This is a genomic window from Clostridium beijerinckii (genome assembly GCF_036699995.1).
Lineage (GTDB): Bacteria > Bacillota > Clostridia > Clostridiales > Clostridiaceae > Clostridium > Clostridium helianthi.
Map to the genome: position 1 here is coordinate 4956351 of NZ_CP144906.1, position 23178 is coordinate 4979528.

Genomic DNA, 23178 nt, shown 5'->3' on the forward strand with positions numbered 1-23178 from the left:
AAAAATGTCAAGCCATTACTAACGATCATTTATATAATAATCTGATTAAGTTTATTATTCTAGATATCCTTTACAAAAATTTTAAATAAAAGACTTACCTCTATCTCTTAAATATTAAGTCTAGTTTGTATAAGATTCTTTTTATACTATAAATTCAATAACCTAATGAATTACTAATTTATGAAGCCTCTATTGCATTTTCTATTTTATTCGATACCTTAGAAGTTTTAACCGCAATCATTAGAAATACTGATAACAAAAGTGACCCTGACATAAATATATATGATGCATCTACTGAGCCTGTTATACCATTCAAATATCCTACGACATATGAGCCTACAAATGATCCTAGTGCACCCATACTATTGATTAAGGCACTTGCTCCTCCAGATACATTCTTAGGTAATATTTCTGTAATTATTGCAAAAAACGGACCATAAGGTGCATACATAACCCCTCCTGCAATTACAAGTAAAATATATGATAGCCAAAAGTTTGAAGTTCCAATTAAATATGAACCAAAAAATGCAATTGTACCTATTAATAAGTACACCCAAACAAATGTCTTTCTATTTCCGGTACGATCTGAATAATAAGATGATACTAGCATCAATACTACTGCTAAAGCATATGGTAATGATGATAGCCAACCTGCTGAAACAATACCAATTTGAGGACTTGCCTTTAGTATTGATGGTAGCCACATTACAAAACCGTAAACCCCTATACTCCAGAAGAAATATTGAAATGATAAAATTATTACCTTAGGTGATTTAAATGCTTCTCTATAATTTTTTACTGGCTTTATACCTTTTTGTTCTTCCTCCATCACCATCTCAATATCTTTCTTTTCCTGTTCAGTTAGCCATTTTGCTTCCTTTGGTTTATTATCTGAAAGTTTCAACCAAAAGAATGCCCATAAAATTGGTGGTATTCCTTCAAGTATAAACATCCATCTCCATCCTACAGAATTTACTAGATATCCTGATACAATTGACATCCATAAAACAGTAGCTGGATTACCTAAAATTAGAAATGTATTTGCTCTTGAACGTTCTTTTTTTGTGAACCAATTACTTAAAAAAATCAACATAGCTGGCATAACAGCACTTTCAATTATTCCAAGTATAAATCTAGTGACCATTAAAACTTTTACATTCGTTATTAAACCATTTGAAGCAGCTAATATCCCCCAGAATATTAAACTCCAAAAAACTAATTTTTTAGCACTTTTCTTTTCTGCAAACCATGCTGCTGGTACTTGAAAAAAGAAATATCCTAAGAAAAATAAGGCGGATAGAAGTGATGCTATCGATGCTGTAATATGCAAAGATTCACCCATACCTCCTGCAACACCAAAACTATAATTTGCACGATCCAAGTAAGCCAGGCTATAAGTAATAAATGCTACTGGTATTAATCTTTTCCACCTTTTAGAAGTTAATTGAATACTTGATTTATCCATTTCATATCCTCCCATAATAATCATTTTAATTTCCATATAATTTAATAATTAAAAACAATTTCAGCTTTATTGTGCAATCATTTGTTCAATTTAGAAAATTTATTATTCCTTCAGCGAGTTTATAATAATATCGATTATTTTCTTGCATTCCCCCTACCGTTATTAGGCTATTTCAAATATTCAGATTTAAAACTCAAGTTTAAATTTGAATATTTTCACTTTAGTTTATCGTTTTAGTTAACCGGTTTCTAAACTTAATATAATGTTAACGCTTTCACCAAAAGATGTCAAGTAGTATTTATAAAAACTTAAAATCACTTATACGCATAATTAGGTTGTTGAGTAAACAAAATTTGTAAAAAGTAAATAAGCCATTCCTTTGTGATATAATAATTTCGCTAAAAACCAAATCACATCACACAAGGAATGACTTAAATATGATTATATCACGAAAGATTAAAACTGAAAATGATAATTATAAGATTTTTGAAGCTGTTAAAATTGCATTTGCTAAATTAAATTCTAATAGTAAAAATGCTAAAGGCCGACCACGAAAGTACTCAGATGAGCAAATAGTTGCCTGCATGTTATATGGTGTTAAACATAGTATATTCAGTCTGAGAGAACTTGAATACGAAATAAAAAAAGATTATGTGTTTCAATCTATAATTAATCTTAATGAAATACCTGATTATTCTACCTTTTCGTTAAGAGCTAAGACTTTAGAGAAACATATATATTATGGTATTTATGCTATGTTTGTTGAACTTATTAACCCAGAAACTAGACTATGTGCAATTGATGCTACTGCCTTAAGAAGTTCAAAATACGATAGCGAAGCTAAATCCGGCAAAGGTACACGTCTGGGATATTATAAAGGTTACAAGTTACACTGCATTGCAACAGTTACTGATACTATGATTCCTCTAGTTTTTAGTTTAACAACAGCTAATGTTTACGATAATCAAGTTCAGGATTTACTATATGAAGCTAAAAATTATAATCCATTCTTAATACTTGCTGATGCGGCATATGACTCAGTCGAATGGTTTGAAATTGCTGCAAAACTAGAATTTAATTTATTAGCTGATATAAATATGCGTAAAGCTAAAAGCATTGAGGCGTTCATTGATAAACGATATGAGAATGCTTTATTTTTTGAATCTCCTATCGGAGCGAACCTATATAAAAATAGATTGAAAATAGAGCAATTATTCTCAGTTCTAAAAGGTTTATATAACTTAGAAAATCCAAGGCTCTATGGCAAGCCCGATACGAACGTCATATAAAATGGGTTTTATTAGCCTATTTAATAGATGAATTTAATAAAAAACAGCAGGGAATAAAATCGAGAAAATATCCTTGGAATCTTTGATTCCTAAGAATATTTTCTTAAATAACTATTTGTAAAAATTAGTTATTCAACAACCTAATAATAATTAAACCACTATAGGTCTAGAAGGCTTTATTCCAGAACATAGCGGTTTAACATTCTCCATATAAACTTATTTTTAATATTTTTTGTTCTCTAAATTCAAAGCCTTATAAATAGCTTTAGCAACTCCAGCATTATCATTGGTATCAGTTATATACTTGGCTATTTCTTTTATTTCCGGTACTGCATTTTCCATAGCAACAGATTCAGTAAATTCAGTAAACATTGAGTAATCATTAAAACTATCCCCAATAACCATTACTTCATCTCTTTTTATCCCCATTTTTTCCGCAACTCTTGCTAATATTAATCCCTTTTGTGCATTTTTATTATTTATTTCTATATTTTTAGTAAAAGTTGATGCTATAGCAAGTTCCCCTATTGATTCCAATTTGTTCTTTACCTTTTTAGTTGTTTCTTCATCGTTATAAAACGCAACAAATTTTCCTATCTTAACATTACTATTCAAAAAATCGTTTATATCTTCAACATATTTTAAATTAATAAAATGAGGATGATTTTTAGCCATTTCCATAGCATCTTCAAAAGTTGTTTCTGGGTCAAATACCATAATTCTGTATGCAACTTCAGTTAATGCTTCCTCTCTTGTATTTACACTGTATAATCCATCATTAGTATAAATTTCAGCTATAATTTTTTCCTTTAATATCATATCTATAATTTCTCTTGCTTGCTTACTATCAATGTAGATTCCTTCTAATACCTTTCCATTCTCATCTATGTATTCTCCACCATTTAGAACGACACATTGACATTTTAAATTAGATTCATCAAGTAAGGGTTTAACATCTTCATACATTCTTCCAGTAGAAATTGCAAATTTTACTCCCATTTTCTCAGCCATTTTTATAGCTTCTATATTTTCCTTTGATATCTTATGATTGCTATTAAGCAGTGTTCCATCCATATCAGCTGCAATAAGTTTTATCATCTCTTAATCCCTCCATACTCGTTTATATATTCTACAACATGTATTTACTCAAAATTTTCTTGTAAAATATTTACCTATAATTTCTATTATATACTATAATACAAAAAAAATAAGGCTAAAGATACTTCTTCTCTAGCCTCAAATTCTAAATAGAATTAATTATTAATTTTATTCTCTTCTATCTATTTATATATTTTTTCATTTATTTTATTATAACTAGTGCCATAATTTCTTATAAGCATAAGCCATCTTAAGTAAGATGAATGCTCCCATTATACTTTTTTCTCATGTATATTTCTGAATATTACAATTTATATAGAAATTAAATCTTTAACGCTAAAATTAACATTAAGATCATAATTTTCAGTTATATTCTGATATTTTATTTTAGTTGTTTTTTGTTCTATATCAAAATACCAACCATCTTCGCTTAATTCCCATTCTTTTATATCTAGGAACATAGTAAGCTTCTTATCTCTTAAGTTAACTTGAACTGGAGCTATATCCTTACATATTAAATCTATATTGATTTCTTTAGGCTGCTTATCATATGTGCCTTCTTTTTCAAATACAATTTTAACACTATTCTCCCTCTTCACTGATATTAACGTCTTTAAGCATTCACCATTTTTGTAGTTATTAGTTGTACCATCGTCTTCATATAATACAAAGCTTGATTCCTCTGATGGCTCTATTAGAAGCTTAAGTTTTTCTATTGAATCATTATGAATATTCATTAAGCCTTCAGCCATTGGAATTATTGCTCCACTTCTAAAGAACATAGGAATAGAGTTTAATGAAACTTCAACTTCAACCGTCTGTCCCCCTTCGTATGCCTGTTTTGTATACCAATCAAACCAAACAGCTCCTTCAGGTAAATATACTTTTCTTATTTTTGCACCTTTTTCTAGGACGTTTGCAATCAAAATAGAACTTCCAAGCATAAAATCAAAGCTTTCCTCAAGTAATTTTTTATCATCTTGGAATTCATATATTAAAGGCCTCATAATTGGTGATCCTTCTTTAGATGCTTCAAATAACAATGAATATAAGTATGGTACTAATTTATATCTAAGCTTTATAGCTTCTTTTATATATTTTGTATAAGATGGATACATCCATGGTTCTGTAACAGTATTATCAGTATTGCAAGAATGAATTGAGAACCTTGGTTGGAATATTCCGTTTTGAACCCATCTTACAAATAGCTCTGGCTCAGGTGCTGGTCCAAAAAATCCTCCTATATCACATCCTTGATTTGCAACTCCTGAAAGTCCCATTCCAAGCATTACTGGAATATTGAATTTTAAACTCTTCCAACTTGTATTATTATCTCCAGCCCATGTTTGAGCGTAACGTTGAATTCCTGCAAATCCAGCCCTATTCACTATATATGGTCTTACATTGGGATAAACTTCTGTGACTGTTTCCTTTGCCATAAATGCCATTAAATTTGGCATTATTGGTCTTAAACCACTTATTTCTTTCTTCATACCCTCAAAATGGCAAATTGCTTCTGTATTATTTATTTCATACTCATTATTATCATTCCATATAGATGTAATTCCCAATGAAACTAAGGATTCTTTTAAATGCTTTTTCCACAATTCTCTTCCCTTAGGATTTGTAAAATCTACAAAAGAAGCTTGTCCTCCCCAATATCTATCTGTTTGAGATTTTTCTCCTTCGTCGTCCTTTATATAAGCCCCAGCTTCATCAAATTCTTTGTATAGCGGATTAGAAATTAACATACCTGGTTTTATGTTAGGTGCCACGCAAGCCCCTTTTTCCTTCACTTGGCTTACAAAATCTTCAGGGTTTTTGAATCTATCATAATTCCAATTGAATACATATCTTTTTCCATCTTCCCCTGTAGTATATCCTGATGACATAAAGAAACCATCACAAGGGATTCCTTCTTCTTTACACCTATCTAAAAATCGTAAGATAGCTTTATCTGAATCTTTATCTAATTCTGTGTAATACATAGTTGATCCCATATATCCTAAGGAATACTTTGTAGACATTGCAGTTTTTCCTGTTAAATCAGTATAATTTCTTACCACATCTTTGATTTTAGGTCCATAAATGAAAAATGCATCTAATTCTCCACCATCAGCACAGAAATAACTGTATTTATTCCAATATCCACTTCTCTCACATCCCATATCGAAAGTAGAATCATAAGAATTGTTATAGAATATTCCGCTAGCTATGTTATTTTTATTATTAAATTTTATATAAAAAGGTATATGCTTATATAATGGATCTGTATGTTCTGAATCATAACCTATAGTATCTACATTATGCATTCTCATTCTTCTCTTTTTCTTATTTAAATACCCAGCCTTTTCCCCAAATCCATAAAAATAATCTTCATCATCCATACATGAATAATGATAAAGTCTTCCTAAGCTATCTTTTACATATGATTTTTCTTTTAAATCTGAATGTAATATATTGCCTTGCTTATCTGTAATCTCTACTCCAAAAGGTTCTTTATAAATATTTATATTTATACTTTTTGTAGCTAATAGAATATAATTACCTAAATCTTCATAGCTGCTGCTAATTGCCTCTACTTGCTTTCTTTCATCTTTTAATAACTCGTCCATTTTATCTTTCCAAGCTGTCATAACTAAAGCATATGATGCTTCTTCTTGAAACTCCTCATCAAAAGTACAGCGAACTCTTACTATATCATCATTTAAAAGTATAATTCTATATTTAGCTGCATTGGTAGTTATTTCTAAATAATTATCAATATTCTTTAGACTTATAATTTTATTACTTATCTTCATAATGCTATCTCCTAGTATATTTATTTTATAATTTTTACCTTATTTACAATATAAGCCTCGTCTTATCAACCATTTTAACGAATTGAGAAATTCTTATCTACTTCTCAATAATGCAGTTCACAAAATCTATGACTCCATCTTCAACTTCATCCCTAATATCTAAATAATATTGTATTTCATGACGATATCCTGAATAAACTTTTGTCTTTACCATGTGCCCTGTTTCTGCAAGCCAATTCGACACCGCATAAACACCTTCTCCGTACAGACCAACTGGATCTTTATCTCCTGCAATATTGTAAACTTTAATTGATGTCGGCACTTTCTCTGCCCACTTAACTCCAACAATATCATTCATTAAATTTGCAAAATAATATAGTGAACGTATATTAGGCTGCATTAGAAGATCACTATATATATCTCTTGCATGGTCTGCATTTACATCAGGATCACCACATGCCCAGGTATTTGAAGTAACAGGATTTTCTTCATAACGTTCTGTTTTCCACATCCATCCCATGAGCATCTCTAAGCAAGAAGGATCAACTTCTTCTCCTCTACCTTCATCTATTAAATTTTTAAAAACAGGTATTACTGAACTTGCTGTTGGAATTACTCCTGAAGTTCCACATAAAATCAAGCCATCAATTCCTTCTCCATAAATGGTAGCATAACATCTGGCAATCATTGATCCCATACTATGACCAAACATAAAATAAGGTAAATCAGGATATTCTTCTTGCACAATTTTACGAAGTGAATGTTCATCTTCTACCATTGTCATATAACCCTTATCTCCCCAATCGCTCCAATTGTCCGAAACATAAGCAGTTTTTCCATGTCCCACATGATCATCCGCAGCAACTATAAATCCTGCGTCATTTAATTTTAATATCATGTGCATATATCTACGTGAATGTTCATGATACCCATGTATAAGCTGAATGATTCCTCTTGGTTTACAAAAAGGTGTATAAATCCATGCTTGCACCATATCTCTTTTATTAAATGATTCGAAACTTTTTTCTTGAAATGCCATAAGAAAGCCTCCTTGAATTCTATATATTTTTTCAATTCAATTTCCAAATAATTATTTTCATACACTTCAATAATAGTTATTTCATTACAGATATCCAATTCAAAAATTCAACTCGTAATTGGCATAACTATCTATCATATAATTTTGAGTACATAACTATACTAGAAATAAGTAACATATTGTGTGCAGTGTTTCATTGGAATTTTTCTGGTAATGATTCTTAACTAGAAGTTGTTCCACAATGCTTGTTCAAAACTTGTTTTTGAGGCAAGCATTGTGGGTGCAACTTCTAGTCGTAGAATCATCCATAAAAATTCCTGGAAACCGAAACACAATATGTTACTTGTTTCGGTAAGTCACACAAAGTCTAGTTTACATACTTAATATCTATATTGAAGCATAGGCTCTATTCGTCTCCCATGCCAATTAAATCAAATCTTTCACAAGAAATTATAATTTCAAATTCTTTCTTTGCTGGTTTCTTGCATTTTACTAATACTGTTCTGTCTGATAATTCATAGTACCATCCTTGTTCTGCTTTTTCCCAGGATGATTTGTTTAAGAAACGAGGTATTTGTTCATTGTCTACAGAAACCCAATATGCGCCTTTCTCTTTACTTACTAATTTAATTGTAAGATCAGATATTCCACTTTCATAACTTCCTGTTGTCTTGAAAGAAATTTTCTTACGTGCTCCTCCGCTTACATTCATTTCTGTCTTTTCATATATACCTTTTTCAAAATCATTAGTTACACCATCATCATTGTAGAAATTAAAGCTTCTTTCTGCTTCTCCTCCGATTAAAATGTCTAATGTCTTCATTTTATCAGTAGTAATATGCTTTACTTCTTCGTTTGTTATGAAAATTCCATCGCCTCTTAGGAACATAGGAATACTGTTAAGGGTAACTGGAATTTCTATCACATCTCCGCCTTTATATGCAGACATATTGTTATTCATGTCATACCAAGTACATCCTTCTGGCAAATAAAGTTTTCTTGACTGTGCTCCTTTTTCTAATACATTGGCAACTAGCACCGATGGTCCAAACATAAATGTCATATATTGATCATCATAACAATTAATATCATCTTGGAATTCCATGAATAATGGACGCATTATTGATTTACCAGTAGTATGAGCTTCATACATTAAAGAATATAGATATGGTAACATTCTATAACGCTGACTATATGCATTACGTACAAATTCATTATTTTCTTCATACATCCATGGCTGAGTAACAGTATTATCATTATTGGCTGAATTAATGCAGAATCTTGGCTGGAATATACCATTTTGAATCCATCTTAGTAATAGTTCTCCTTCTGGAGCACCTCCTGCAAAGCCCCCGATATCACAACCTGTATTTGCTACTCCTGATAGCCCCATTCCAACAATAGTTGCTATATTAAATTTTAATGTACGCCAGTCTGTCAAATTATCTCCTGCCCATGTTTGTGCATACCTTTGAATACCTGCAAATCCAGCACGGTTTATAATATATGGACGGCGGTTTGGATAAAGTTCAGCTACAGCTTGCTTTCCAACATAAGCCATTAAATTAGAATGCATTATTTTAAGTTCCGCCATAGTGCCTGGTTTTCCATCAAAATCACATACAGCATTACGATCCTCTATTCCATCATATTCACAGTTATCATTCCAAACAGTTATAGTTCCTTTACTTAAAATATTTTCCTTAAGTAGCTTCTTCCACGTTTCTCTACCAGATGGCTTAGTAAAATCTACAAATCTTCCAACACCGCCCCACCAACGGCCATTATAATCTCCCTTTCCATCTGGATTTTTAATAAATACATCATTTTCTTCAAATTCTTTTTTATAAGGATGCTTAGCTAAAATACCTGGTTTTAAATTTGGTATAACATTAAGGCCCATTTCATTCATTTTTTCCATAAATTCATCTGGATTTGGGAATCTCTTTTTGTTCCAATTGAAAATATATCTTAAATTATCTTCTTCTCCAGAAGAATAACCAGATGCTAATTTGAAGTTGTCTATATACATTTTTTCATCAAAATGCTTTTTAATTACTTCATATATTTCTTTATCACAATCTTTTTCAAGTTCAGCATAATACATTGTAGAAGCTGTATAACCTAAGCTTTGTTTAGGAGGCATTGCCTGCTTTCCTGTAAGTTTTGTGTAATTATCTAAGACTTGTTCAACTTTTGGTCCATTAATAAAGAATAGATCAATGTCTCCTCCATCAGCTTGATAATAACTATAACGCGGCCAGTATCCACTAATTTCATTACCCATATCAAATACTGAATCATACGAATTATGATAGAAAAGTCCAATGGCATGATGATTATTGTTATTTAACTTAATATAAAATGGAATATGTTTATATAAAGGATCACCAAATTCAGGATCATGCCCAATTGCATCTTTAGGCGACATACGCATTCTTCTGCCCATTTTATCTAACTTGCCAGTCTTTTCACCAAATCCGTAAAAATGATCATTTTGTAAATCAACTTCATTATAATGAGAAATTCTTCCTAGTTGATCACATTCAAAAGCTCTATCTGCAAGATCACTATATAACTTTTCTCCATTTAATTTATATATAGAAAAATGTAATGGTGATTTAGCTAGTACTAATTTTAATGTTTTTGTATAAAATATAATTTCTTTTTCATTTTCTTCAAAAGGAATATCTAATGCTTCTATTCTTTCACGTTCTTCTGCAAGCAAAGAATCAAAACGATCTTCCCATGCAGTCGTAACCAATGTATAAGATGCTTCCTCAAACTTTCTATTAAAAGAAGCTCTAACACGTATAATATCATCTGACATAAAAATTATTTTTATATCTGCGGTATCCCCCTTCACTAAATAACCATTCTGTATTCTATTTATAGACATAAATTCCTTTAATAACATGTAACTTCCTCCTAAACTACTAATTTATACTTATTAATTTATCAACAACCTATTAAGGCGTAGATTTCCCGTTTATAAACTTGTTATATAGGTTGTTGAATTATGATTTTTTTCAACAACTGTCAAAACTCAATTATTTAACAACCTATATCTATATAACATTATGAGAGCAGCAAAATAACTTAACTGATACTATTCATTAAATTATCTTGTGTAAGATTCTGTTTCCAAACCTCCTCATATTTGTATCCAGTAAGACTTTCAACAACCTCTTTTGTATTTGAGTCAACATCATCTTTTGAACCACCATTTTTCAAACGTTCAACTTCATCTATTAATATCTGATGAGTTTCTTTATTAAGCTTGAAAGTAAATGCAAGTACTAATGATAATGCAAACAAACCAACACATCCAATAAGTAGAACATATCCAATAATCTGTACTGTTTGAGGAGATTGAACATCTTGACCTTTAACAAATCCTCCTTCTTGTAACACAACACCGATTAAAAATGTAGCAAGGGCTACAGTGCTCTTTCTAGTAAAAGTCATAACTGCTGCAAAAAGCCCCTCTCTTCTTTTCATCGAAACAATCTCATCAACATCAGGAATAAATGGGAACACTGTCCAAGGAGTTAGAACCGCCAATGATCTAAATGCAAAGTAAACTATAGATATTCCAAGTAAAATGGCAGTCTTAGCTGCAGGATCAGCTAAATAAACTCCATAATAAGCTAGTACACTTAATATCATAAATGTATACGTAATCTTATATAATTTAGTAGGTCCAAGCTTTAAAAATAAAATTCCACCTATAATTGTTCCTGGTATGCCAATAATGCTAAATGAAAGCAAATATGCACCAAAAGATGATGAAACCTTTAAATTATAAACACAGAAAAATAAGAATACGGCATTAAATATATCTCCAGCAGTAAAAGATAACAAATAAAGTCCTAAATGTTTCCTAAAACTTTTTAGCTTAAATGTAGATGCATATTCCCCAAGCACTTTTAAGTAATCACTAAAATTTTTCTTTCCTTTAGATTGAGATGCAGCTAATAATTCTTGCTCCATTGCTGGTGTAATTTCTCTTTCCCAAGTAACTTTATATGTTATAAATATACAAATCGCATACAATACTGCAAAAAATAATCCATTATAGAAATATGCATAAGGATTCTTTTGGCCAAAATGTCCAATCAATTGTGCAGGAACAAAAGTCCCTAAGAACTGACCTAAAGAAGAAATAACTAATCTGCAAGTAGAAATTTTAGTTCTATCAGAGTAGTTAGTTGTCATTTCAGTCGGTAGTGTTTCCCATGGAATTAATACCATGGCTGCAACTATCTCGAATAATAAATAGCAACTTAAATAAAACCAGTAATTCATTCCTATTGTCCATATTAATACATAAATTGCCATTAATGGCGCTCCAATTAATAAAAAGAAACGACGTCTCCCAAATATCTTTCCAAGCTTAGTTTTATAAAAATTATCAGATATACTCCCTATAAAAAGACTGGCAATTGCATCTACAAAACGAGCAACCGCAACAATAGATGCCCCTTGTATAGGTGTAAGTCCACAATAAGTTGTATAGAAAAACAATAAGAAAGCTCCAATTATTGTAAAGGCTCCGCCGCCCATTATATCAACTAATCCATATCCAATACATCTAGGTAAAGTAATCTTTTTATCTTTTATAGACATATAATCTACCTCTTTCTTTAATTAATATTTTTAATTACAAGTCTTCTATCTAAATATTGAAATATTCCTTTGCATTGTTGTAGCATATACCTTCAACAACTGTTTTTAGCAATTTAATATTTCCTGGTACTTCACCATTTTCTACCCATTCTCCGATTAAATTGCATGCAATTCTTCTAAAATACTCATGTCTTGTATATGATAAGAAGCTTCTAGAATCCGTTAACATTCCAACAAAACGGCCCAATAATCCAAGATTTGCTAATGCTTTCATTTGTTCAATCATTCCATCTTTATTATCATTAAACCACCAAGCTGCACCGAATTGAATTTTTCCTGGAATTCCCTCACCTTGAAAATTTCCTGTCATAGCTCCAAGAACATAATTATCCTTTGGATTCAGCGTATATAAAATTGTTTTAGGAAGGGAATTCTCCTTATCTACAGAATCTAAAAGTCTAGACAATGGGTACGCTATACTCTCATCATTAATTGAATCAAATCCTGTATTAGGGCCTATTTTTTCGAACATTCTGTTATTATTATTCCTTAGCGCAGCTATATGAAGCTGCATAGCCCATCCAAGTTCATGATAAAGTTTAAATACATGTGTTAATGTATAAGTTTTATACTTCTTTTCTTCATCAATGCTTACTACTTCTCCATTTAAGGCTTTAGCAAATATAGCTGAAGCATCTTCTTTTGATGCTTCTGCATAAACTACTGTACCATCTATGCCATGGTCTGCTATCCTACATCCAATCGAATGAAAAAACCTTACTCTTGAGTCGAATGCATTTAGAAATTCATCATAATTACTTATAGTGATCTCCGATATTTCTTCTAATTTTTTTACCCATGAAACAAAACCATCTAAGTTTATTTCTATTCCTTTATCTGGTCTGAAAGTTGGTAAAACATTTACATTAAAACTCTCGTCTTCCTTAAGCTTAATGTGATATTCTAGAGTATCAGTAGGATCATCAGTTGTACATATAGTTTCAACCTTTGACTTTGTAATTAAATCTCTTGCTCTAAATCCTTCTCCACTCAATAATTCATTTGCTTTTTTCCAAATTGCTGGAGCAGTGTCTTCATCAAGAGGTTCATATATTCCAAAAAACCTTTGAAGTTCTAAGTGAGTCCAATGATAAAGAGGATTTCCTATAGACATAGGTATAGTTTTTGACCAGGCTATGAATTTATCATAATCACTACCATCCCCTGTAATATATTTTTCATCAATACCATTACATCTCATTGCTCTCCATTTGTAGTGATCCCCGTACAACCATGCTTCAGTTATGTTATTAAATTTTTTATTTTCATATATCTCCTTAGGATCAATATGACAATGATAATCGATAATAGGCATATTCTTTGCATAATTATGATATAACTCTATAGCTGTTTTATTAGATAATAAGAAATTTTCATCCATAAATTTCTTCAAATTCATCATCCTACTTTCAAATAAAAGTTTAATATTTGTAAAGTATTGAATGGATTTTCTTTAACGGTACACACTCTACTAATTAGAGTACATTATCGTAATCTTTATATATCCAACACCCTACTATAACGTTTTCTTTTACACTAATCTTTGTAAATTTTCATTACTTAGATTATGTTCCCAACTCTAATATTTCTTTAAATCTTCATAATCTAAGCAAGATTGTTAGTTAGTACAATTTGTGTTATAATGTATTTCTTAATAATTTTCTTAGCATTTTTATCATTCTTTGTTTATATTATTTGGCAGAATATAATAAACTGGAATGATAAAAATGTTATTTTTTACATATCTTAATTTCACCATAAACTATCTGCATTCTAAATACTTTTCTAAAGTTGCTCTAACAGCACCAGTTCCAGAAATCATTTCATTGAAATAACCTTCAATTTTTTCTCCTAATCCTATAAAATAAAGATCTACACCAAAAATTTCTTCATTCATTAGTATTGGTTTTAGAGTATCTCCTAATTGTTCTGTAGTACTTAATTTTATATTAGCTACATATTTCTTTAGTTCGTCTAATAATGGATCTGGACTTAATTCCATTGCATTACCATCATCAGCTATTCCCATTAAATATCTGCACCAACCTGCAATAACAAGTGGAATATATTTAAGGTTTTTAGGATCTAAATCTACTCTATCTCTGTAAGCCTTGATTGTCTCTCCAAATCTTATACCAACCTTTTGAGATGTATCTGATGCAATCCTTTGAGGAGTATCTGGTATATATGGGTTCGGAAGTCTAACTTCTAGTACTTCTTTGATAAAATCTTCAGGCTTTAATATTCCATGATCAACAACAACTGGCATTCCTTCGTCGTACCCAATCTTTTCTACTAGTTTCTTTAGAGTTTGGTCTTTCATTTCGTCTGCAATTAAATTATATCCAAGTAAACATCCAAAGACTGCTAAAGAAGTGTGTAGAGGATTTAAACAAGTACAAACTTTCATTTTTTCAACTCTCTCGACTGTTTCTCTGTTTGTTAAAAATACTCCAGCCTCTTCTAATGCCATTCGTCCATTTGGGAAATCATCTTCTATAACAAGATATTGAGGTCCTTCTGCATTTACAAAAGGTGCAATATAAGTATTCTTATTAGTACATATAATCTCAGTACTGTCAAAGCCGTTTTCTCCTAAAGTATCTTTAACACTTTGAGATGGTCTAGGCGTAATTTTATCTATCATACTCCAAGGGAACGATACCTTTTTATCATCATTGATATATTGTAAAAAGCCTTTATCAACTAATCCATTTTCAGTCCATTTCTTTGCTATTGTTTCCATTGCATCATGAAGCTTTTCACCATTTTTTGAACAATTGTCCATACTTACAAAAGCTATTGGAAGTTGTCCATTCTTATATCTCACATATGCTAAGGAAGTAGCTTTAGCAATAATACTTACAGGATGTTCTAATCCATCTGTTATATCCTCTTTGGATAGATTTTTTACACTATAACCTTTTTCAGTTATCGTAAAACTTGCTATTTGTAATGCTGGATTTGAAAATATATCTTTCAATATATTCCAATCTTCTTCTCTTGAATAGTCACAAGCTAGGCTTTCTCCTATGCTTCCTACAACTTTTTTCTCCAAGCTTCCATCTGGTTTCATAATTACTAACAAACTTAAATCATCATGAGGCGCATAAATTTTATCTATTATTTCATAGTCATATCCTTCTACAGCAACAATACCTCCAGTTACTTTTTTATTGTTTAAAAGTTCTTGTTGCAGCATTGCTATAAATCCTCTAAATATATTTCCTGCTCCAAAGTGCACCCAAGTAGGATTTTCCTTAGTTGAAGCTGACATCTTATCATGATCGAACTTTGGAAGTTCTATTCCAGCATTTTCCCATAACTCTCTGTTTTTAATACTTTCTTTGCTTAGTATTAATTTGGCATTACTCATTCCTATTTTCACCTCTTAAAAACTATTATTAATGGCATTACAAATTTTAATTATCTTTTATATATTAGGATTAATAAATCTAAGCTTTTCTTGCAATATCCAATTTTGTTTATTCCTAAACATTATTTATTTCTTTGTAATGTATCCCAAATTCCCCATAAATACATAATTCCAAGTGCTCTATCATAAAGTCCATAACCTGGTCTACACTGCTCATTCCAGATATGTCTTCCATGATCTGGCCTTACATATCCTGTAAACCCAACTTCGTGATAAGCTTTCACTATATCACATATATCTAATGAGCCATCACAAGTTCTATGAGATGTTTCAATAAAATCACCATTTTCATAAATCTTTACATTTCTAATATGAGCAAAGGCAATTCTGTTTCCAAATTCTCTTATCATTGCTGGCACATCGTTATTAGGATTTGAACCTATAGCACCACTACAAAGAGTAAGGCAGTTATATGGACTATCAACAAGCTGTAATAATCTTGCTAAGTCGTTTCTACTTTTAACTATTCTTGGTAAACCAAATATTGACCAAGGTGGATCATCCGGATGAACTGCCATCTTAATATCATTGATTTCAGCTACAGGAATAATTTGCTCTAAGAAATATTTCAAATTACTCCATAAATCTTCTTCTGTAACATTTTTATATGCTTCAAAAAGTTGTGTCAGATTCTTTAATCTTTCTGGCTCCCAACCTGGCATTGTAAGATCTGGATTTGATGCTATCTTGTTAACCAACTCCATTGGATCTATATCTGTAATCCTTGCTTTTTCATAGAAAAGAGCTGTTGAACCATCTTCTGTTTTTTTATACAAGTCAGTTCTCAACCAATCGAATACCGGCATAAAGTTATAGCAAATTACTTTTACGCCAACCTTGGCTAGTTTCTCTATTGTCTTTTTGTAATTTTCAATATATTTATCTCTAGTTGGAAGTCCTAATTTAATGTCCTCATGAACATTAACACTTTCAACAACATCTAAATTAAATCCATATTTATCAGCTGATTTCTTTACTTCAAGAATTTTTTCCATCGGCCATTCATCACCAGCTGCCATATCATGAAGAGCCCAAACAATCGTTTCTACACCGGGAATCTGTTTAATTTGATCAAGTGTTACGGTATCGTTACCATCACCATACCATCTGAAACCCATTTTCATAATAATATACCTCCTGTCATTTTATCTAATTTGGTTTTACCGTATAGTTTTTTTGCCAGCATATAAAGAGTTTAAATTGAATGCTCTATATAGGCCTCACCTCCCTAAATTCAAAATTCGTTTTAATATCAGATGGTTTTATATCATAGCATCTAATATTTAAGTGTGTTATATAATCCTAATCTTTGAAATAATTGGGATAACTTTCTCTTACTTGTGTTTTATCAAAGATGACCATATTTAAATGCTTCTTCATGAATTCTTCTGCCATCTCTGGATTTTTATTTTTTATAGCATTAAATATTTCTTTATGCTGCAGATAGATATTATCCCAACTAGAATTAACTGTTAATCTTAATACACGAATTCTTTGAAATTCGGTACTTCCATCATTAATACTATTCCATATCCTCTTTTTGCTACATCCTTCAAAAATTATCTTGTGAAATTCCTCGTCCGTATTAAATAATTTTTTATAGTCTTTATTTTCTATATACATTTTTTGAAACTTTAAATTCATTTCCAAAGCTAATATATTTTCCTCTGAAAATTCCATGCACGCTTCTTTTACTACAGCTCTTTCTAAATGCTCACGTAAAAATCTTTCTTCTTCAACAGCAGATAAGTCAATTAATGAAACAACTGTGCCTTTTTGAGGATAAATTTGTACTAAGCCTTCTTGAGCTAAACGGACAAGAGCTTCTCTGACTGGAGTTCTGCTTACTCTATATTTTTCTGAAAGTTCTTTTTCAGAAATGCTTGTACCAGGCTCAAGATATAGATTTATAATTTCTTCTCTGAGATTATGATATATAGCTTTACTTGTAGAATTCTTGCTTATTTTAAAAGTCATACTTATATTCTCCCCCATTGGCGTGTTTTACCATACTTGTATGGTAACTATGAGTATAGTCTTGCTGTCTAAGAATCGTTTACAAAGACTTGTATAGTAAATCTTTTCACTTGCTTTTCCCTAATTGCTATGATTAAATTATAGCTATACAACTGTATAAAAAATATGTTTTAATTGCTTCAAAACTTGCAAAAATTGCTATAGTAAAATATAATGAACCTCAGTTTTATTAAAAATTACTTATATAAATAATCTCTTTCGTAATTTAAAACGTTTAATTGTTTAATAATTCAGTAACTTTATCGCAATTTATACAATTCGTTGAAGAGGTGATATCAATGAAAAGAAAAATACATGAGTTTTTTACACGCAAACATATGCTTTCTAGTGACTACGAAATCTTTCACTTCTTAAATACTGATGTGCCATTTCAATACCTACACAATCATGACTTTTATGAGTTTTATCTATACCTTTCTGGAGATGTTACATATTTGATAGAAGGTAAGTCATACAATCTAAAGTCAGGTGACATGGTATTAATCAATACAAGAGAACTACACCGAGCTGTTATTAATAGTATGAAAGTTCCTTATGAGCGTATTGTACTCTGGATCAACAAATCTTTTCTACGTGAACTGTCAACGCCAGAAACGGATCTTACCCAGTGCTTTGAAAACGTAGAGAAAACAAATGTTATAAGAGCTGATTTTCAAATTCAGCAAAATGTAAGGGCTCAACTTAGCAAACTACTTGAACTCGAAAACTACAAAGGTTTAGGCAAAGACTTATTATATAAAGCCTATATTATAGAACTTGTCATACAGTTAAATAATCTTGTTTTAAGTCATAAATCTGATTTTGACATTGATGTAACTAAGAGTAGCTTAATTGATGGAATAGTTGAATATATTAATAATCATATTAATGAAGAACTTACAATTAATGAGCTTTCTAAAGAATTTTATCTTAGTAAATTCCATTTGTCTAGAGAATTCAAAAAGTATACTGGTACTACAATCCATAGGTATATCGTACAAAAAAAATTAATACAAGCTAAAGAATTAATTCTTAAAAATCATCCCATAAATAGTGTTTACAAACAATCTGGATTTGGTGATTACTCAAATTTTTTTAGAGCCTTTAAGAATGAATACAACATTTCCCCTAAACAATTCTATGAACTTATGGTTGAATCTAATTTGAAGAAATAATAAATATTAGTAGTTCTATAATATTTAGTTTTATAATGAATATTTAAATAGCTTTTTCTATTTAAAAAGAGAAATAACATATTTAAATTCATGTGATATATCTTTTTCACTAACAAAACTGTGCTAAAATTTATGTAATTACAAAATAACTAGACAAGGCATATAATATATAGAACTAATTGCAACATATGTACATCAACGAAATACTTTAAGGATTTCACTTAATTTTTTAATTAATAAATTTTAAATGCACGAGATACAAAATCATTATTAATAATTTATTACAAGAATAGCATATGTAAGTACTATTCTTGTAATTTTTTATGTAGATATATATAATTTATTTAAATGTATACCAAAACTTGTTAAAATAAAAAATCCGCAAATAATTAGAATAGGCTTTTTTGAGGTGAAAATATGAAAGCAAATGTAGAAATAGTTCTTGGATTTCTTGGCTCTGGAAAAACGAGTTTTATAAATTCTATGCTAAAAAGAAAAGAATTACAAGATGAAGCTATCGTTGTTATCCAAGATGAATTTGGAGACTGTCAAATACAGGATGACTTGAATAATAAAAATTCAATTGTAGTAATTAATGTTGATAAGAATAAAGAAATTGATGAAAATTATATAACCGAAATCGTAAGTAAACATGCTCCAAATAGAATTTTTATGGAAATTAATGGTATAAAGGATTCTACTAAAATAATTAATATATTTAATACAAAAAAGATAAAGAGTATATGTAGAATTGATAACATAATAAATACTATTGATGCAACAAGCTTTAATATGTATTTCAGAAATATGAAAAGTATTATTAGCACTCATATTTTTAATAGTGAAACTATAATTTTGAACAATGTTGACGAGTTAGATAAAAAGGGACTTTTAAGCATACAAAAAGAAATTGAAAATATTAATGAAACTGCTGATATACTAAGGCATGTATACATAATAGATGATGAAATATCAAATAGAAAAGAGTATGTGAAAACTAAAAGGTATTGTTTTTCATTCTTTAATACTTTTTTATATTCATGTTTTGTGCTATTTTTACTCATTTTTTTGATTACCATGTCCACATTAAATATTAAGATATCCAGTGCGCATTTAGATAGATTTAAAAAATTTTATGATGTATTTATAAGTATATTAATTCAAGGTTTTCCCTTCATTCTTATTGGGAGCTTTGTATCTTCAATAATTCAAATTTGTATATCAAGAGATACATTTATTAAACTATTTTCAAAAAATAGTTTTTTATCTTGTGTAATTGCAGCTTTTTCAGGTTTATTATTTCCAATATGTGATTGTGGGACAATCCCTGTGGTTAAAGGACTTATGAAAAAGAATGTTCCTATAGCAGCAGGAATTACTTTTATGCTTGCAGCGCCAATTGTAAATCCAATAGCAATTATTGCAACTCTCTATGCTTTTCCAGGTATGGTATCTGTCGTAATTTACAGGTTAGCTGCTGGAATATTAATCTCTGTTTTAGTAGGTTTAATTATGCAGTTTACTACTAAGAATGATGAAGAAATTTTAAAAAATAATTCTGATATAGATGCATGTGATTGCGGTTTTTGTGATGGTAAACAGGATTATTCAAAAAATAAGCTACAAAAAGTCAATGCAATATTCGTTCATGCAGGAGATGAATTTTTTAATATAGGTAAATATATGATTATTGGAACTTTTTTATCTAGTATTTTTCAAAGTATGGCATTTATAGGTAGCAATACTTACATTTCTAATGATAGTAGAGTTTCTCTTCTGGTAATGATTTTATTATCTTTTTTACTTTCAGTTTGTTCAACTTCAGATGCATTTGTTGCCAAAGGTTTTTTAAGATCCTTTCCAATAAGCTCTATACTTGGATTTTTAGTAGTTGGACCCATGTTAGATGTAAAAAATACACTGATGCTTTTTGGAAGCTTTAAAAAGAAATTTGTATTAAAATTAATATTTACTATTATTTTAGTATCATTTAGCATTTTGATTAACTGCAAATTAACTTGATAGTATTGAAAAATAGATTAATACATCATCATATATTCTATAGATATTATAGAAAAATTTAATTGAAAGAGGTCGCATATGAAAAGAATTAGCTCAGATATAATTATTAAAATACTGATATTGCTATGCTTTGGAATATTTTATTTTAAGATAATTAGGAATAATGGAATAATAATGTATGTACATCCAAGAATTATTCCTTTTGCTATTTTGGGAATGCTAGCAATGTTTGCAATTGCGGTATTTCTAATTACAGACAGTCGTCGCACCAAAAAGAAGAGTATCAAGTTAAGGAATTATGTAGTCTTCATCATTCCCTTAGTTATGGTATTTTTCATGCAAAGTACTGGTGCTAATTCTTCAATAAAAAATGATGATATAGGTGCAAATTTTAGCGGATCATTAAGCACCAATTTAACTTATGACAATTCTAAGCCTAATCCCTCAGACCAAAAGATCAACAATGTTGAACAGGGTAAATATGATGATGATTTACATATTAAAGATAATGTTATAGAAGTAGATATCAACAATTTTCTGCACTCCTTTGATGAACTCACAGAGAACGCAAATAACTATGATGGACAAGAAATAGAAATAACAGGATTTGTTTATAAAGACACAACCCTTAACGATAATGAATTCATAGTGGGTAGATTTGTAATGGCGTGCTGTGCCGCTGATTTACAAGTTGTAGGAATTAAATGTGATAGTAATAATCAAGAAATCTACAGTAAGGATACATGGGTAAAAATAAGGGGCAAACTTAAAACTGAAACAGTTAAGTATGCAGTGAACCCAGTTATAGTAGTCGAACATATAGAAAAAGATCCTAATCCAAAAACTGAATACTTATATCCATTTTAAAAATCATTAACTATCTAAATTCAATATGTCATAAACCTTACTATTAATTGGAGTATAAAAAATTATCTTTATATAAAAAAATAAACTATGCCACTTTCATTTAGTGTTTTATTAGCATAAAGAGCTATATAAACATTAAATGAAAATTAGCATAGTCATATAAGGCATAATCCCCAAAACAACAAGTCCAGTTGCCTAATAATTATTTTATAATTTTAAATTCATATCCTTGTCCCTTTAAATATTCTATAACTTCTGGCAAGGCTTTTCCTGTTTCTTCTTTTCCGTACGTATCATGCATTAATATTATTGCTTTTTCCCTGTTTGCCACAGTTTTTATAACTTCTTGTTTTAACTGTTCTGCTTTTTTAGGAGCACCTTCTGCATCTCCAGATAACGAATTCCAATCAATTTGATGATAGTCCTTGTCATGCAATGCTTTGTCCATAGCTTCTGCTCCTGACGGATCTTTCTTATCCCAAGTCATTTGTCCCCCTGGGAATCTAACAGCTCTTGCCACAAAATCTTGTCCTAAAATATTTTTCAAAGATTGATTTGTTTTCTCAAAATCGGACATACAATTCTCTAAATTTATTTTTCCATTTGGATATAAGTAGTTGTAATCATGCGAATAAGTATGATTACCTATTGCATTACCTTCATCAAATTCCCTTTTTACTAAATCTTTGCTTGCCTGATCTTTATCTATATATTTTCCTATAAGGAAGAAGGTTGCATGTACATCTTCTTTCTTAAGAATATCTAATATCTGTGGAGTAACTGTTTCTGATGGTCCATCATCAAAAGTCAAATAAACAACTTTCTTACCATCAGCTCCATCAGGCCTTTGCCCTTTCATTTGTTGATTTAAATATTTTTCTACAAATGCTGAGTTTTCTACTTCCGAATTACTTTCTGATTTAAGTGCGTCACTATCTGTTTCGCTTTTACTCTGATTATCACTTGATTCAGATTTTGCATTCTGGTTATCATCAAGCGCTTGTACAGTTTTTGTATTATTTGAAAATTTTTGCATTACTATATTTCCTAATGTTATAACCAATATGGAAATAATAATAACTAGAATAGTGATCTTTGCTACTTTAATGTTTTTATTTGGGTTATTTCTATTGTTATACTTCATTTTTCATCCCTCTTATGTCTTATCTATGTGTGTCTTAATAATTTTTTATTAGATAGCAGCATATTAAGTATATGTTGCAATTGAATTCTATAATTTACCTTAATTAAATATTCGTCTTATTAGAACTTTTAAGGTTA

General features: G+C 30.1%; 15 protein-coding genes. 4 read left to right on the forward strand and 11 right to left on the reverse strand.

Translation table 11 applies throughout. The annotated features are described in order from the left end of the window. Positions 1–178: 178 nt before the first annotated feature. Complete coding sequence (locus PZA12_RS22545) at positions 179–1465, reverse strand: MFS transporter (RefSeq protein ID WP_078114377.1); 1287 nt, start codon at positions 1463–1465, stop codon at positions 179–181. Between the two features lie 437 nt (positions 1466–1902). Here PZA12_RS22545 and PZA12_RS22550 point away from each other — a divergent pair, with 437 nt between their 5' ends. Further along, positions 1903–2754, forward strand: a complete 852-nt coding sequence (locus tag PZA12_RS22550; RefSeq protein WP_242964219.1) for a transposase — start codon at positions 1903–1905, stop codon at positions 2752–2754. A 222-nt stretch (positions 2755–2976) separates the two neighbouring features. Here PZA12_RS22550 and PZA12_RS22555 read toward each other — a convergent pair whose 3' ends face one another. The 9 genes from PZA12_RS22555 to PZA12_RS22595 form a co-directional block, all read right to left on the reverse strand. Further along, on the reverse strand, positions 2977–3852 hold the full coding sequence (locus PZA12_RS22555) for a Cof-type HAD-IIB family hydrolase (protein ID WP_103699243.1): 876 nt from the start codon (positions 3850–3852) through the stop codon (positions 2977–2979). Positions 3853–4163: 311 nt separating this feature from the next. Then, positions 4164–6653 carry a TIM-barrel domain-containing protein gene (locus PZA12_RS22560; RefSeq protein ID WP_103699244.1) on the reverse strand — a complete coding sequence of 830 codons (2490 nt, stop codon included), beginning with the start codon at positions 6651–6653 and terminating at the stop codon, positions 4164–4166. A 97-nt stretch (positions 6654–6750) separates the two neighbouring features. Continuing rightward, positions 6751–7692 (reverse strand): alpha/beta fold hydrolase, encoded by a 942-nt coding sequence (locus PZA12_RS22565; RefSeq protein WP_103699245.1) that lies wholly within the window; start codon positions 7690–7692, stop codon positions 6751–6753. A gap of 406 nt (positions 7693–8098) precedes the next feature. After that, positions 8099–10609: a TIM-barrel domain-containing protein gene (locus PZA12_RS22570; protein WP_103699246.1), complete on the reverse strand. Its 2511-nt coding sequence runs from the start codon at positions 10607–10609 to the stop codon at positions 8099–8101. 182 nt (positions 10610–10791) lie between these two features. Then, positions 10792–12321, reverse strand: coding sequence for an MFS transporter (locus PZA12_RS22575; RefSeq protein WP_078114373.1), 1530 nt, complete (start codon positions 12319–12321; stop codon positions 10792–10794). Between the two features lie 49 nt (positions 12322–12370). After that, positions 12371–13774 (reverse strand): glucuronate isomerase, encoded by a 1404-nt coding sequence (gene uxaC / locus PZA12_RS22580; RefSeq protein ID WP_181006046.1) that lies wholly within the window; start codon positions 13772–13774, stop codon positions 12371–12373. A 369-nt stretch (positions 13775–14143) separates the two neighbouring features. Continuing rightward, positions 14144–15757, reverse strand: a complete 1614-nt coding sequence (locus tag PZA12_RS22585; RefSeq protein WP_103699248.1) for a mannitol dehydrogenase family protein — start codon at positions 15755–15757, stop codon at positions 14144–14146. Between the two features lie 122 nt (positions 15758–15879). Further along, a complete protein-coding gene (gene uxuA / locus PZA12_RS22590; RefSeq protein WP_103699249.1) occupies positions 15880–16941 on the reverse strand; it encodes a mannonate dehydratase in 1062 nt (353 codons plus the stop codon). 178 nt (positions 16942–17119) lie between these two features. Next, positions 17120–17794, reverse strand: coding sequence for a GntR family transcriptional regulator (locus PZA12_RS22595; RefSeq protein WP_103699250.1), 675 nt, complete (start codon positions 17792–17794; stop codon positions 17120–17122). A 338-nt stretch (positions 17795–18132) separates the two neighbouring features. Here PZA12_RS22595 and PZA12_RS22600 point away from each other — a divergent pair, with 338 nt between their 5' ends. The 3 genes from PZA12_RS22600 (at position 18133) to PZA12_RS22610 (ending at position 21897) form a co-directional block, all read left to right on the forward strand. Beyond that, positions 18133–19008, forward strand: a complete 876-nt coding sequence (locus PZA12_RS22600; protein WP_077838633.1) for an AraC family transcriptional regulator — start codon at positions 18133–18135, stop codon at positions 19006–19008. Positions 19009–19425: 417 nt separating this feature from the next. Then, on the forward strand, positions 19426–21030 hold the full coding sequence (locus PZA12_RS22605; protein ID WP_103699159.1) for a permease: 1605 nt from the start codon (positions 19426–19428) through the stop codon (positions 21028–21030). A 78-nt stretch (positions 21031–21108) separates the two neighbouring features. Further along, complete coding sequence (locus PZA12_RS22610) at positions 21109–21897, forward strand: TIGR03943 family putative permease subunit (protein ID WP_103699158.1); 789 nt, start codon at positions 21109–21111, stop codon at positions 21895–21897. Positions 21898–22099: 202 nt separating this feature from the next. On the opposite strand, the gene PZA12_RS22615 is transcribed toward PZA12_RS22610, so the two are convergent. Beyond that, positions 22100–23041 (reverse strand): polysaccharide deacetylase family protein, encoded by a 942-nt coding sequence (locus PZA12_RS22615; RefSeq protein WP_103699157.1) that lies wholly within the window; start codon positions 23039–23041, stop codon positions 22100–22102. Positions 23042–23178: the final 137 nt, after the last annotated feature.

Excerpts from the sequence above, each read along its gene's own strand:
- PZA12_RS22545 (WP_078114377.1), bottom strand. The coding sequence starts at position 1,465 with ATGGATAAATCAAGTATTCAATTAACTTCTAAAAGGTGGAAAAGATTA.
- PZA12_RS22550 (WP_242964219.1), top strand. The coding sequence starts at position 1,903 with ATGATTATATCACGAAAGATTAAAACTGAAAATGATAATTATAAGATT.
- PZA12_RS22555 (WP_103699243.1), bottom strand. The coding sequence starts at position 3,852 with ATGATAAAACTTATTGCAGCTGATATGGATGGAACACTGCTTAATAGC.
- PZA12_RS22560 (WP_103699244.1), bottom strand. The coding sequence starts at position 6,653 with ATGAAGATAAGTAATAAAATTATAAGTCTAAAGAATATTGATAATTAT.
- PZA12_RS22565 (WP_103699245.1), bottom strand. The coding sequence starts at position 7,692 with ATGGCATTTCAAGAAAAAAGTTTCGAATCATTTAATAAAAGAGATATG.
- PZA12_RS22570 (WP_103699246.1), bottom strand. The coding sequence starts at position 10,609 with ATGTTATTAAAGGAATTTATGTCTATAAATAGAATACAGAATGGTTAT.
- PZA12_RS22575 (WP_078114373.1), bottom strand. The coding sequence starts at position 12,321 with ATGTCTATAAAAGATAAAAAGATTACTTTACCTAGATGTATTGGATAT.
- PZA12_RS22585 (WP_103699248.1), bottom strand. The coding sequence starts at position 15,757 with ATGAGTAATGCCAAATTAATACTAAGCAAAGAAAGTATTAAAAACAGA.
- uxuA (WP_103699249.1), bottom strand. The coding sequence starts at position 16,941 with ATGAAAATGGGTTTCAGATGGTATGGTGATGGTAACGATACCGTAACA.
- PZA12_RS22595 (WP_103699250.1), bottom strand. The coding sequence starts at position 17,794 with ATGACTTTTAAAATAAGCAAGAATTCTACAAGTAAAGCTATATATCAT.
- PZA12_RS22600 (WP_077838633.1), top strand. The coding sequence starts at position 18,133 with ATGAAAAGAAAAATACATGAGTTTTTTACACGCAAACATATGCTTTCT.
- PZA12_RS22605 (WP_103699159.1), top strand. The coding sequence starts at position 19,426 with ATGAAAGCAAATGTAGAAATAGTTCTTGGATTTCTTGGCTCTGGAAAA.
- PZA12_RS22610 (WP_103699158.1), top strand. The coding sequence starts at position 21,109 with ATGAAAAGAATTAGCTCAGATATAATTATTAAAATACTGATATTGCTA.
- PZA12_RS22615 (WP_103699157.1), bottom strand. The coding sequence starts at position 23,041 with ATGAAGTATAACAATAGAAATAACCCAAATAAAAACATTAAAGTAGCA.